Origin of the sequence: Streptoalloteichus hindustanus, from assembly GCF_900129375.1 — a bacterium.
Lineage (GTDB): Bacteria > Actinomycetota > Actinomycetes > Mycobacteriales > Pseudonocardiaceae > Streptoalloteichus > Streptoalloteichus hindustanus.
Genome location: NZ_FQVN01000004.1, coordinates 78050 through 91034, shown reverse-complemented (window position 1 = coordinate 91034; position 12985 = coordinate 78050). Strand labels below are relative to the sequence as shown.

At 71.2% G+C, this 12985-nt stretch carries 11 protein-coding genes and 2 pseudogenes; 7 read left to right on the top strand and 6 right to left on the bottom strand.

The annotated features are described in order from the left end of the window. Nucleotides 1–273: 273 nt before the first annotated feature. Both BUE43_RS13285 and BUE43_RS13280 read right to left on the bottom strand, forming a co-directional pair. Nucleotides 274–942, bottom strand: a complete 669-nt coding sequence (locus BUE43_RS13285) for a LuxR C-terminal-related transcriptional regulator (RefSeq protein WP_073482913.1) — start codon at nt 940–942, stop codon at nt 274–276. A 430-nt stretch (nt 943–1372) separates the two neighbouring features. After that, nucleotides 1373–1969 carry a TetR/AcrR family transcriptional regulator gene (locus BUE43_RS13280; RefSeq protein WP_073482911.1) on the bottom strand — a complete coding sequence of 199 codons (597 nt, stop codon included), beginning with the start codon at nt 1967–1969 and terminating at the stop codon, nt 1373–1375. Between the two features lie 103 nt (nt 1970–2072). Here BUE43_RS13280 and BUE43_RS13275 point away from each other — a divergent pair, with 103 nt between their 5' ends. From BUE43_RS13275 to BUE43_RS13260, 4 genes are all read left to right on the top strand, one after another. Continuing rightward, entirely contained in the window at nt 2073–2555 is a 483-nt protein-coding gene (locus BUE43_RS13275) for a nuclear transport factor 2 family protein (protein ID WP_073482909.1), read from the top strand. A gap of 137 nt (nt 2556–2692) precedes the next feature. Further along, nucleotides 2693–4300 carry an FAD-dependent monooxygenase gene (locus tag BUE43_RS13270; protein ID WP_073482908.1) on the top strand — a complete coding sequence of 536 codons (1608 nt, stop codon included), beginning with the start codon at nt 2693–2695 and terminating at the stop codon, nt 4298–4300. Between the two features lie 209 nt (nt 4301–4509). Further along, the gene (locus tag BUE43_RS13265; RefSeq protein ID WP_234995709.1) at nt 4510–5859 is read left to right on the top strand and encodes a prenyltransferase/squalene oxidase repeat-containing protein; all 1350 of its coding nucleotides are present in this window, start codon (nt 4510–4512) and stop codon (nt 5857–5859) included. Between the two features lie 41 nt (nt 5860–5900). Beyond that, a complete protein-coding gene (locus BUE43_RS13260; RefSeq protein ID WP_234995708.1) occupies nt 5901–6770 on the top strand; it encodes an ABC transporter substrate-binding protein in 870 nt (289 codons plus the stop codon). Between the two features lie 102 nt (nt 6771–6872). On the opposite strand, the gene BUE43_RS13255 is transcribed toward BUE43_RS13260, so the two are convergent. Further along, nucleotides 6873–7925: an Lrp/AsnC family transcriptional regulator gene (locus BUE43_RS13255; protein WP_073482906.1), complete on the bottom strand. Its 1053-nt coding sequence runs from the start codon at nt 7923–7925 to the stop codon at nt 6873–6875. Between the two features lie 237 nt (nt 7926–8162). Between BUE43_RS13255 and BUE43_RS13250 the strand changes: the two genes are divergently transcribed. Continuing rightward, the gene (locus tag BUE43_RS13250) at nt 8163–9620 is read left to right on the top strand and encodes an MFS transporter (RefSeq protein ID WP_234995707.1); all 1458 of its coding nucleotides are present in this window, start codon (nt 8163–8165) and stop codon (nt 9618–9620) included. Nucleotides 9621–9833: 213 nt separating this feature from the next. Beyond that, the gene (locus tag BUE43_RS13245) at nt 9834–10463 is read left to right on the top strand and encodes a LysE family translocator (RefSeq protein WP_073482903.1); all 630 of its coding nucleotides are present in this window, start codon (nt 9834–9836) and stop codon (nt 10461–10463) included. 20 nt (nt 10464–10483) lie between these two features. Here BUE43_RS13245 and BUE43_RS13240 read toward each other — a convergent pair whose 3' ends face one another. The 3 genes and pseudogenes from BUE43_RS13240 to BUE43_RS35600 form a co-directional block, all read right to left on the bottom strand. Beyond that, nucleotides 10484–10825: a VOC family protein gene (locus BUE43_RS13240; protein WP_073482901.1), complete on the bottom strand. Its 342-nt coding sequence runs from the start codon at nt 10823–10825 to the stop codon at nt 10484–10486. Between the two features lie 108 nt (nt 10826–10933). Beyond that, complete coding sequence (locus BUE43_RS13235; RefSeq protein WP_407697122.1) at nt 10934–11488, bottom strand: MmyB family transcriptional regulator; 555 nt, start codon at nt 11486–11488, stop codon at nt 10934–10936. 24 nt (nt 11489–11512) lie between these two features. Then, a pseudogene (locus BUE43_RS35600) lies at nt 11513–11722 on the bottom strand (helix-turn-helix domain-containing protein); the annotation flags it as partial. A gap of 193 nt (nt 11723–11915) precedes the next feature. Between BUE43_RS35600 and BUE43_RS35120 the strand changes: the two are divergent. Continuing rightward, nucleotides 11916–12947: pseudogene (locus BUE43_RS35120) on the top strand (MFS transporter); the annotation flags it as partial. Nucleotides 12948–12985 lie beyond the last annotated feature (38 nt).

Below are 12985 nucleotides of genomic sequence, written 5' to 3'. Positions count from 1 at the left end.
GGACCGGTTCCCACCCGTCCCGGATTCGGCCGAAAGGGGAACCGAGATCGAGAAACGATCCGGATCTTCCCGACGGCGGGGAACCCGATCCGCTCCACCCGCCGAACCGGATCCGGTCCGACCGGAAGATTCACGTCATCGACGAACGGAGACCGGCGGCCACCGGGACGGAGAAGATGACGGGAACCCGGAGCCGGAGGAGGACAACCGCGGGCTCGACGACACTGAGAGGACCTGGCATGGCGCGCCCGCGCGACGCGCACGGGGCCGGAGCTACACCCAGGCGCGGGCCAGGCCCACGACCTCGGTGCGCCGGCGCACGCCGAGCTTCTCCAGGATGTTGTGGACGTGGTTCTTCACCGTGCACAGCTCGATCCCCAGCTCCCTGGCGATCTCCCGGTTGGCCATCCCGGCCGAGATCAGGTCCACGATCTCGCGCTCACGCCGGGTGAGCGTCACCGCCGAGCGGGAGGGCTGTCGCTCCCGGGTCAGGGCGGCCACCCTGCGCATGAGGACGGCGGCCATCTGCGGCGAGCACACGGTCTCGCCCCTGGCCACGTGGCGCAGGGTGGTCACCAGGTCGACGAGCGAGCCGTCGCGGGGGACGTACCCGGCGACCCCGGCCTCGGCGCAGGCCAGCACGTCGCTCTCGGTCTCGGGCACGGCCAGCCCCACGATCTTCACCGTGGGCACCAGGCGCGTCAGGACGCGGGCGGTCTCCGCGCTCTCCACCATGGACATGTCGAGCAGCGCGATGTCCGGTCGGAACTCCCGCGCCGCGGCCAGCGCCTCCTGGCAGCTCCCGGCCCCGGCGACCGCGGTGACCTCCGGTCGACCGCCGAGCGCCACCACCAGGCCCTCCCGGTACAGGCGAACCCCGGTGATCACGAACAGGCGCAACAGTGGGCGTTCCTCGACGAGACTGGACGACAGGGTCCGCATCGGTGACTGACCTCCCGCGCACCGACCTGCCCTCCCGCGACTCCCCCGGGGTCCGGACCGGGCGGTCTGGATCGACATCCGACGGCCTCTCGTGCATACCGCAACCAGGGCGGCACCGGACACGCCCGGCCCGTGACATCACTCGACAGAACGGTTTTCCACCCCAAGATCACCAGCCACTCTTGACCTTTTCCGAAAAGATCACTATTAGGCCCCGCGATCAGTTCTCTTTGATCGATCACGCACTTCCGCCCGCGGCGATCACTCACGCCGGGATGAACAACCATCGCGCCGGCGCCGACGCCGGCCGTCAGGACGTAAGGCCCTCAGCACCTGATCTGCCGTCACGGATCTTTCACCGAATACCGGGAACAAACCGAACGGTCAGATATCGACCTCCACCCGGGTCGATGTGGAGATCGGGAGAGGCTCAGGACCGCGCGTCTTCCGCACTGGTCATGCCCTCGCAGACCACGGCGACGAGGCGACTGGTGCCACCACGCCGACTGGCCCGTCGTTGCGCGGTGGCGCAGGCGACGAGAATGTCCCGCACGTCGACGACATCGAGGTCGGACCGGATCGCACCGGCCTGTTGGGCACGCCGCAGCAGAGTGCCGACCGCGTCCAGGAAGTCGCGTTCGACGGTCGGGGCGGTCTCGAACCCCACACCGGCGCTGGCTTCCAGCGCTTCGCACAGCGCCTGGTTCAGCGCCAGTTGGTCGATCACCGCGGTGACGAACCCGAGGAACGCCCGGCCCGGGTCGTCGGCGTCGGCGAGCGCCACGGCGTCGGCGACGAACTGGCGGACGCGGTCGAGGAGCACCGCCTCGAACAGGGCCTCCCTGGTCGGGAAGTGCCGGTAGACCGTGCCCACCCCCACGCCGACCCGGCGCGCGATCTCGTCGAACGAGATCGCCAACCCGTCCTCGGCGAAGGCGGTCCGGGCGGCGGCGACCACGAGCTCCCGGTTGCGGCGCGCGTCCGCGCGCAGCCGCCTGCCGCCGGGAACCGCTGACTCGTCGACCACGCGGCGATCGTACCTCGGACCGCTTGCTAACCGGAGAGATCCCTCCATATAGTCAAACGGAGAGACATCTCCGAATAACCCGCGAGCGAGCCGAGGAGTTGCCATGACGGAGCGGGACCACGGGGTGGCCGGGCCCAGGGAGATCGTCGAGCGCCTGCGGCGCGGGCTGCTGGGCGAGGCCGGCGCCGTCGAGTTCACCGAGGACGCGGTGTACGAGACACCGTTCGCGCTGCCCGGGATGGCCCGGCGGTTCACGGGGCGGGCGGCGATCCAGCGGCACCTGGCCGACCGCGCGGCGGAGGGCATGCGCGCCGCGTTGGACATCCGGGAGGCGGTCGCGACGATCTACGACACCACGGACCCGGAGGTCGTCGCCTTCGAGTTCGACCTGTCCGGCGTCCGGTCGGAGAACGCGGCCGCGCTGGCCGGCACGCCGTTCCGCTTCACCTCGTCGATCGGGGTGCTCCGGGCGCGGGACGGCCAGATCGCGCACTGGCGGGACTTCCCCAACTTCCTGGGCGGCGCGGAGGCCGCTGGCGCGCTCCCGCGGCTCGCCGCCCTGCTCGGCGGCCAGACCATGCCGTGAGCCCGGCCAGATCCCGGCCGGGCCACGCGCGAGTCCTTGTCGCCACCGGCCGGGATCTGGTCGACTGCCGACAGTTCGAGGACGTGCGCCCGATCTTCCGCTCCCACCCACCCCTCCACGAGAAGCGAGGCTGCGCTGTGCCCACCCCCCACACCGAGGTGCTCGTGGTCGGCGGCGGCCCGGTCGGGCTGCTGCTGGGCTGCGAGCTGGCCCGACGCGGTGTCGCCGTGCGCGTCGTCGACAGGCGGGCCACCCGGGTTCCCACCGGAGCCCGGGGACGCGCGTTGTCCGCGCGGAGCCTGGAAATCCTCGACGACCTCGGCGTCGTCGACGAGGTCCACGCCCGTGGCCGGCGCGACCCGAAGGCGTACCTCTACGAGGGCGACACCGTGGTGCGCGAGCTCGACCCCGGGGCGGAGAGCGCGAACCGCCCCACGCCGGACGCGCCGCACCGGTGTTCCTTCGTGGAACTCCCCCAGCAGTCCACCGAGGAGATCCTCAGCGACCGTCTGGCCTCCTGGGGCGTTCGGGTCGAGTTCGACCACGAACTCGTGGATTTGGACGACCGGGCCGGCCGGGCCGACCTCGTCGTCGCCACGGTGCGCACCGCAGGCGTCGCCCACCAGATCACCGCCAGGTACGTCGTGGGATGCGACGGCGCGTCCAGCCGGGTCCGCGAGCTGGCCGGCATCTCCTTCCAGGGCCACACCCGGGACACGGAGCACTTCATCACCGGGTGCGCCGAGATCGACGGCCTCGACCCGAGCCACCTGCACATCTGGTCCACCGGCACGATGCTCACCTGGCAACGGGATCTCGACGGCTGGGTGTTCTTCGCCCGGGTCCACCCCGACGACACCGGGCAGATCCCCGCGCCCACCACCGCCACCCTGCGCCGGATCTTCGCCGCCGAATGCCGCCTTCCCGGCGTCACCTTCGGTGCCACCTGGGCGACCTCGACCTGGCGACCGAACATCCGCATGGCGGACCGCTACCGACAAGGACGCGTCCTCGTCGCCGGCGACGCCGCGCACGTGCACCCGCCCACGGGCGGCCAGGGCATGAACACCGGACTCCAGGACGCGTACAACCTCGGCTGGAAGCTCGCCCACGTCCTGCGCGGGGCTCCAGCGTCCCTTGTGGACACCTACGAGGCCGAACGTCTCCCCGTCGCGCGGTCCCTGCTGGCGACGAGCACCCGGCGCTACGACACGGCGACCAGGGAGGAATCCGGCAGGGGAAATCTCGAAGTGGCCACGGACGCCTTCTCCGCCAAGGACAAGTTCGCCGACATCACCCAGCTCAGCATCGGCTATCCCGACAGCCCGCTGTCGCGCGACCTCGACGAGACGACCGGCATCAGGGCTGGTGACCGCGCGCCGGACGCACCTGGTCTCCGCGTCCGCGACACCACCACGAGTCTGTTCGAGCTCTTCCGCGGTCCACACCTCACACTGCTGCGCTTCGGCCAGCCCACCGCTTCCCCGACCGCCCACGCCGACACCGTCGATATCGACCCCGTGCGCGTGATCACCGTGGTGCCGCCAGGAACAACGGAGTCGGCCAGCGACAACGTTGTTGTCGACACCGAAGGGCACGCCCACCGCGCCTACGGCATCACCGGGCCCGCCTCCGTGCTGGTCCGCCCTGACGGCCACGTCGGGTTCACCGCGTCCCAACCCACGGGCACGGCGCTGACCGACTACCTCCGGCTTCTCACCGCACCGCGCAGCGACCAGTCCTGAGTGGACTGTCTACTCAGGACCACCTCGCCGGAGCCGGCGCGACGCTGTCGCGTCGTGGAAACCTCGTTCGGAGCACCGCGTACTCCTTTCGGCCTCGGCTGGACGGCGGTGACGGGATGGGTGAGAACGGAGTTACGCTCCCCTGGGTCCACAGCACCACAGCAACCGTCGGTCAACGCACTGCCGGGAACTCCAGGGGGACGTTGGGGATGTGGGGTCCGTTTGGCGCGCCGAACAACGGCACGACGCGCGGTCGCAGTCCTTCGCTGGTACTCACCGCGTTGCCCGCTCTGGTGCTCCTGATGTCCATGTTCTTCATCAGCACCGCCTCCGCCAGCATCGCCTCCGCCGCGCCTGATCCGCCGGCGGCGAGCGCGAACGCGCGGTGGCTGGCAGCGCGGCTCTCACCCGAAGGCACCTACGAGAACCCGCTCGGCGGTGCGCTGCCCGACCACGGTCTGATGATCGACACCCTCTTCGCGGCGCACGCCGCCGACGAGGGCGCGTTGGCCGAGCCCATCGTCACGTACCTCGACGACAAGGGGCACGCCAGCGACTTCTTCACGTGGGACGCCCTGGTGCCCGGCCAGGGCTACGACGCGATCATCGTCGGCGGCGCGGCGGCCAAGGTGCTGGTGGCGGCCGAGGTGTCGGGCCGCGACCCGCGGAACTTCGACGGTCACGACATGGTCGCCGAGACCAGGGGCGCGATCCGGCGCTCCGGCCCGGACCGGGGCCGGGTCAGCGACTACTCCAAGAACCCGGCCCTGGCTCATCTGGTGCGCAACAACGCCAACGTGTTCGGCCAGGCGCTCGCGGTGATCGGGCTGGCCGGGGTCGGCGAGAACGACCGGCTCGCCCTCGACACCCTGCTGACGCAGCAGTGCTCCGAGGGCTACTTCCGGATCTTCTTCGAGTACATCCCCACCACGGAGGTCGGCGACCACGTCACACCCGACGGCCGCAAGGTCTCGACCTGCGACGAGGGCAGGCCGCTCGGCAAGTCGCCGCCCGACGGCGACGCCACCGGGATCGCGCTGTCGGCGATGCTCGCCGCGCGGAAAGCCGGCGCGAACGGACTTGACCAACCGATCTCCCGCGCGGTCGCCTGGCTCAGGGGCAGGCAGGACAGCGGCGGTGGGTGGGGCGGCGGCGTGGGCACCCAGGCCCCCAACACCAACAGCACGGGGCTGATCACGCAGGCGCTCGCCGAGGCGGGCGGGGCCGACGCCGAGGTGGACCGGGGCGTGGCGTTCCTGAAGTCCGCGCAGGTGACCGACGCGGACGCGGGCACGGCTCTGGCCAAGGACATCGGTGCGATCGCCTACACCCCGGCTGAGTACCGGGCGGCCCGGACGAACGGCATGGTGAACCCGCACACGTGGATCAGGGCGGGCGCGCAGGCATCGCTCGGGCTGTCCCAGGTCGGCTTCTCCGACCTCACCCGGTGCCACGTCGACCCGGCGTCGAAGCCGACAGCGACCAATCCCTTGCACCGCACCAGAACGACGAACAGTGACGCACCTGGCGACGATCTCGTGCTCGGTTCCACCTTTTGACGTGCCATCGCGCGGAAGAACAGGAACATGGGGGTAGTGCTGTGAAACGAATCCTGTCCGGTCTGTCGGCGCTGGCGGTGTCGTTGGCGGCCGCCGCGGCGGTCGCGCCCGCCGCCGGCGCGGTCGACCCGACCAAGGGCTACAACGGGATCTGCACCGGCAGGGACGCCCTGACCGGCGTCACCGTCGTCATCGACTTCCAGGAGCTGAACGGCAACGGGGGCGTTCCCGCGCCCACGATCACCCGGTGCTCGCCGAACCCGCGCCCCGGCACGGAGCGCAACGGCATCGAGGCGTTGCAGGACGCCGGGATCGCGGTGACCGGCACCGACCGGTGGGGACTGGGTTTCGTGTGCCGCCTGGAGAACCGCCCGTCGCCGACCGAGGAGATCCCGATCGGCTCGTCCTCGACCCCGGGCTACACGGAGTCCTGTATCGACACGCCACCCGCTGCCGCGTACTGGTCGTACTGGCACGCCGACGGGTCGGGCACCAAGTGGACCTACAGCAACTACGGCGCGCTCGGCCGCAACGTCACTCCCGGCGGCTTCGAGGGGTGGTCCTTCTCGCTCAACAAGGGCCCGGACACGAACCCGCCGCCCCGGGTGACGCCGAGGAACCCCGCGGTCGGCCCGAACCGGCCCACGGTGAGCCTGTCGGTCGACGACCTCGACCGGAAGATCACTCTCGGGCAGAGCACGTCGCTGAGCTGGACGTCGACCAACGTCAAGACGATCACCGCGGACTCCGTCTCCCCCGGCACCGGCGGCGGTAGCTGGTCGGGCGCGCTGGCCGTGCCCTCCGGCACGCGAACGATCACGCCCACGGCACGGGGAACCTACACGTACACGATCAAGGCCACCGGCACCGGCGGCACGGTGTACTCGACCGCGACGCTGACGGTCGAGTAAGCCGCCCATCTCACCGGAACGCTGGGCGCGGTGACGGCGGGATCTGCTCGGCAACCGTCACCGCGCCCGGCGTTCGGCATCCAATCAGTCCGCCTTACCCGGCTACTTCGCGTGACCTGAGGGCAGTTTCAGCGACGCCTCCGTCGCATGTGGATCGTCGACCAGGAGCGGCACGGACCGCACCGATCTCCCCTCCGCGTCGAGAACGCGACCGAGGAGCTTGACCGGGCGCAGGACCACCGACCGGTCCTGGATTCGCAACGTCGGCAGCGCCTGGCTCATCGTCCGCTCGAAGTCGTGCGCCTCGGCTGTCGATCGCAGTCGCGCGTCGACGATGAGGTTGTAGGGCCCTGCCACGAGGTTGCAGGCTCGCACCCCGGGCAGCGCGCGGATTCGCTCCTCGGCGCTCTCCAGGTCGCGCACGTCGAGCGAGCCGAAGTAGACCGCGGCGACGGCCCGTCCCGAGAGGTGGCGTGAGGTGTCGCAGCGGAAGGTGATCAGCCCCGCCTCCGCCAGCCGGGTCAACCGCCGTCGCGCGGCGACGGGACCGAGGCCGGTGTGTTCGGCGAGCCGCTCGAACGACATCCGCCCGTCGACGTTGAGCGCGCGGACGATCCGGCGGTCCGGGTCCTGGAGGACGGCTCCGCGGTCCTGGCGGGTGCCGGTGCCGGTCCGCAGGCGGCGGCGCTGTTCCGGGTTCAGCGCGCCCTCACGCCATCGACTGCTCTCCACAGTGGACCGCGTGATGAGGTGGCTGCGCACGTTCCTCACCCCGGGGACGCGCTCCACGCGGTCGAGGAGGTAGGCGGAGAGCGCGTCGAGGTCCGGCGCCTGCGCGAGCACCAGCAGGTCCCGCGCGCCGGACGTCACCTTGACGGTGGCCGCCGCCACGTCGGCGGCCAGGACGTCCGCCACCTCGCCCGACCGCCCCGGTGTGCAGTCGATCTCCACCAGGGCGCAGGTGGGGGTCGCGCTTCCCGCCGGGTGGGCGGTGACCCAGGCGTCTCCCGTCGACCGCATGCGCGACCACCGCCGGCTGACGGTCGCCGCGTCGACGCCCAGGACGGGGGCCAGGTCCCGCCAGCTCGCGCGCGGCGCGGACCGCACGGCGTCCACGATCGCGACGTCGAGTTCGTCGAAGGCCGGGGCAGCCATGTCGGCGGTGGCCCTTTCTGTGCGGCGGAGCCGTTGTTGCGGCCGGAAACATGCATTTTCCTGGCCCCGGCGTCAGGTCGCCGTAATTTGGCCGCGGACAGGGCGAGACCACGCCCCGCACCGGGGGACGTCGCTGGAGATCGAGAGCAGGGCGCCTTCCGGGGAGCCGGTCCGGTCACGCGGCGATGCGGAAGCCCCGTCCGAACCTGCCGCCGCACAGAAAGAACAGAGCGCTCGATGCCAACCATCAGCATGCGCGCCACCCGACCACCGGACAGCGACCAGCACACCGGGTGGAGTCGGCGGCTCGTCCGCCAAGTGGCCATCCTGGTTCTCGCCAACGTCATGGTGGACACGGTGGTCGGGGCGCCGCTCCTCGTCCTTCCCCAGATGCTCGACCACTTCGGCACCGACCAGGCGGCGTGGCTCAACGCGAGCGCGATGCTCGCCGGAGCGATGTGGGCGCCACTGCTGGGAAAGAGCGCCGACATCTTCGGGAAGCGGAAAGCGCTCGTGACGTCGCTGCTCATCGGCTGCGCGGGCGCCCTGGTGTGCCTGGTGGCGCCCAACATCTGGGTGTTCATCGCGGGACGCCTGTTGCAGGGCGCGGCCGTGGCCGCCGTCTTCCTCTCGGTCGCGCTCATCCGGCAGATCTGCGCGCCCGGCATCGCGATGACCGTCGTGGGCATCGTGACGTCCGGCTCGGCGGTCCTCGGCGTCGCCTCGCCGTTCTTCTTCAAGGTCCTGGCCGAGGAGTTCGGCTTCCGGAGCGTGTTCCTCGTCTCGGCGGTGCTCGCGGCCGTCGCGGCGGTCTGCGTGCGCGGCACGATTCCCGAGTCCCCGTTCCGAACCGGGGGCAGGATCGACGTCGTGGGGGCCGTTCTGCTCGGCGGCGGCCTGGCGGCGACGCTCAGCTATGTCAGTCTCGGAGCGAAGTTCGGCTGGTTCGCCCTGGGCCCGCTCGTCCTCCTCGTCGTCGGCGTCGCGTTGCTCGTCCGGTGGGTCGCGGTGTCGCGACGGGTTCCCGAGCCCGTGATCGACATCAGGGATCTCCGCGGGCCACTGGTGCTCACGCTGGTCGTGGTCGTCCTCTCCACCGGCGCGTACCAGAGCACGCTCCAGCTCATCAGCCTCATCGCCCAGGTCTCGCCGGACGCCCGGCTCGGCTACGGGCTCGCCGCCGAGGGAGCACTCGGCCTGTTGTTCGCCGTGCCGTCGGTCGGCGTGATGGTCGGCGGCACCCTGGCCGGTGCGCTGGCGACGCGGATCGGTCCAGCGTGGACACTGGCCGGCGGGGTGGCGATCGGCACGGCGGCGACCATCGGGATGTCGCTGTCGGTCTCCCACCTGTCCGCGGCGGTCGTCGTCGCCGGGCTGCTGGGCTTCGCGGCCGGAGCGATCGTGACGTCCGGCTTCAACCTGGCGACGAGCGTGGCCTCCACCGGAACGCAGGGCGTCGTGTCCGGCCTGGTCCAGGTCATGCTCGGGATCGGCTCGGTGGTGATGAACGTGGTGGGTTCGGCCGTGCTCACGTCCACCGCCGTGGTCGTCGACGGAGCCAGGGTGAACTCGGCCGCCGGCGTGCACGGCTACCTCGCGATCGCGGCGGCGTCGTTCGTGGTCGCCACGGCGGTGGCGATCCTCCTGGCGCGACGCCAGCGCCCCACGCCGGCCGGCTCCGCCCTGTCCGGCTAGGGTCCACCTTCGCCAGATCTTTCCCTTGCCAGGAACCGAGATCACGGCAGTGCCGCCACCTCGCACGAGGTGGCGGCACCGTCGTACATGATCGTCAAGCCTCCGGTGCCGGCTCGCCCGCGTCGAGCCCCGTCGAGGTGTCCTGGAGTCGGTCTCCGCCGATCACCTTTCGCCGCCGGGTTCCCGGGCTCGTCGACCTGCGACACTCGGCCCGTGCCGATCGATCACCACGCGCTGCTCGCGTTCACCCTGACCACGGTCGTCGCCATGATCACGCCTGGCCCCGACATGCTGTTCGTCCTCGGCTGCGGCATGCGGGGCGGCCCGCGCGCGGGTCTGCTCGCCACGGCGGGTGTCGCCACGAGCGAGGCCGTGCACGTGGCCGTGGCGGCGGCCGGGCTGGCCGCCCTGTTCGCCGCCGCGCCCGTCGCCTTCGCGGTCGTGCGGACCGTCGGCGCGGCCTACCTGATCTACCTGGGCGTCCAGGTGATCCGCCACCGCGACGACAGCCAGCTCGCGGTGCCCGTTGGCGGCGGAATGGCCGGCCGACGGGCCTATCTCACCGGGCTGACGACAAACCTGTTGAACCCCAAGATGGTCACCTTCACCATCGCGTTCCTGCCCCAGTTCGTCAACCCGCAGTTGGGCCAGGTCGGCGTGCAGTTCGCGATCCTGGGCGCCATCCTGATCACGCTGGAGTTCCTCGTGGACGGCACCGTCGGTCTGCTCGCGGGTCGGATCGGGCGGTGGCTGCGCACTCGGCGCAGGGCGCGCAGACGCATCGACACCGCGACGGGCGGAATCTTCATCGGCCTGGGCGCGCGGCTCGCTCTCGACCACTGACGTCCCAGCGGTCGACATCGTCAGCGCGGGACTTCGCCGAAGGCGATCTCGTTGCCGTCGGGGTCGACATAGGTGATCTTGCGGACGCCGTTCGGGTACGCCTCCCGCCGCACCGGCTCCAGCCCCCGCCTCGCCACCTCGGCCACCAGGGTGTCGAGGTCGTCGACGATGACGGTGTGCAGGGCGTGGCCAGCGTGTTCCGGCCGTTGAACGATGAACACCGACCGGTGCTCGGCGAGCTCCCACACCGCCTCGGTGTCGTGCGGGAAGAACGACGGCGGAGAGCCGAACAGTCTCTCGTACCAGGCCAGCGCCGTGACGAAATCGCTGACTGCTGCCCCTGCGAACAGGTAGACCGCCATGCCCCCACCGTAGGGGTACCTCGCACCTGATCGTCGCTCAGTTCGGGGCGTACGTGGACCGAGGTCGGGATCGCTCGTCCTCTTTGGACAGATCTCGCTGGCCGTGGTTCAGTCGCCCGATCCGGCGAGGAGTGCTTGGAGCCCGACTTCGGCGGCGTGGTCGTCGGGCAGGTAGGTCAGCAGATGGTGGCCGGGCTCGTCGACGGCGGCGAGTTTCACGTAGCGCAGGCGCAGGTCGCCGACGACCGGGTGCCGGAAGTGCCGGATCGCCGGGCGGTAGGCCGCCGTCTCCCGGCGCTCGTACCAGCGGGCGCCGTCCGGGTCCTCGACCACGGCGCGCGCGATCTCGGCGAACCGGGGGTCGTCGGGGTGGCGGGCGGCGTTGGCCCGGAACTGCCCGAGCACCGTGCGCGCCTCGGACTCCCAGTTCACGAGCAACTGCCGGCAGGGCGGCCAGCGGAACACCAGCCACAGCAGGTTGCGGCGTCGTGGCGGGAGGCGCGCCGGGTCCGTCAACAGCGCGGCGTAACCGGGGTTCCACGCCAACATGTCCCAGTGCGGGTCGATCACCACGGTCGGGTTCGGGGTCAGAGCGTCCACAAGCGACGCGAGGTTGCGTGACACCGAGCGCGACGGCTTCCTACGGGCGGCCGTGCTGTCCACAAAGGACAGCACGTGCGCTGTCTCGGCGTCGTTGAGGCGCAACACCCTGGCCAGGGACCGCAGGACCTGTTCCGAGGTGCGCACCCGGCCCTGCTCCAGCCAGGCGTACCAGGACGCGCTGATGCCCGCCAGCTCCGCGACCTCGCTCCGCCGCAGCCCGGCGGTGCGGCGTCGCGGGGAGACGGGAAGTCCCATCTGCTGCGGGGTGAGGCGTTCGCGGCGCGAACGGAGGAATGCGCCGAGTTCCTCACGGGGCGTGGACGTGGTGGACTCCTCTCCGGGCTGGACGCCGACAAGCGTAGTCCGCGCTCGTCGGACTGTCGCAAGGTGCGCAAGCTGTCAGCGTTGGTAATCGGTTGGGCGCCCTTCCCGCCTCCGGTCGCTGCTGAGCTGGGTCAGCCAGTCGCGAAAGGAGCGGACCACCGCCATGACCCCCACATCCACATCGGACGGACTGTCGCCCCGGTCGTTCTGGTTGCTGCGCGTGGCCGGGCTCGTCAGCAACTTCGACCGGTTCTCCATCGGCCCCATGCTGGTTCTGGTCGCAGCGCAGTGGAACGTTCCACTGTCCACCGTGGCCATGGCCGCCAGCGCCTACTTCCTCTGCTACGGGCTGATGCAGCCGGTGTGGGGCGTGGTCAGTGACCGCCTCGGCCGGGTCTGGGTGCTGCGCTGGTCCCTGGCCGGCGCCGCGCTGGCGGCGCTGGTCTCGGCGGTGGCGCCCACGGTCACCGCGCTGGTCGTGGTCCGCGCCGTCGCGGGGGCGTTCTTCGCCGCCGCGATCTCCTCCGCGCTGACCTACGTGGGCGACACCGTGCCCGCCGCGAGCCGGCAGCGGCACATGAGCGACCTGATGACCATGTTCGCGCTGGGCACGGCGCTGGCGACCCTCGTGGCCGGCGCGCTGGCCGACGCGGTGAGCTGGCGGCTCGTTCTCCTGCTGCCCGGCCTGGTCGCCGGGTACCTGGCCGTGGCGATGCGCCGGTTGCCCGAGCCGGAGCGGGAACCGCTGACCTCGTGGACCACTCCGATGCGGATCGCGCTGCGTTCGCGGTGGCAGTGGTACGTGATGGGCGTCGCCTTCGTCGAGGGCGTGGTGTTGTTGGGGCTGTTGACCTACCTGGCGCCCGCCATGCAGTCGCGCGGAGTACCGTCCACAGTGGCCGGTGCCGTCTCCGCGCTGTACGGGGTGGGAGCGATGGTCTCGGCCCGGATCGTCCGGCGAGTGGCGGGCGCGCTCGGTCCGGTCGTGCTCATCGTGGTCGGCGGCACGCTGGCGGTGCTGGCCTACGCGACGGCGGCCGTCAGCCTCGCCACGCCGGCGCTGGTGATCACGGCACTGCTTCTGGGTGGTGGTTGGTCGTTCCTGCACTCCACCGTCCAGTCCTGGGCCACCGAGCTGGTTCCGGCCGCGCGGGCGACCGGCATCGCGTTGTTCGGGGTCGCGCTGTACGGGGGCAGCGCGGTCGCCTCCGCCGTGGCCGCCGACGGTGCCGC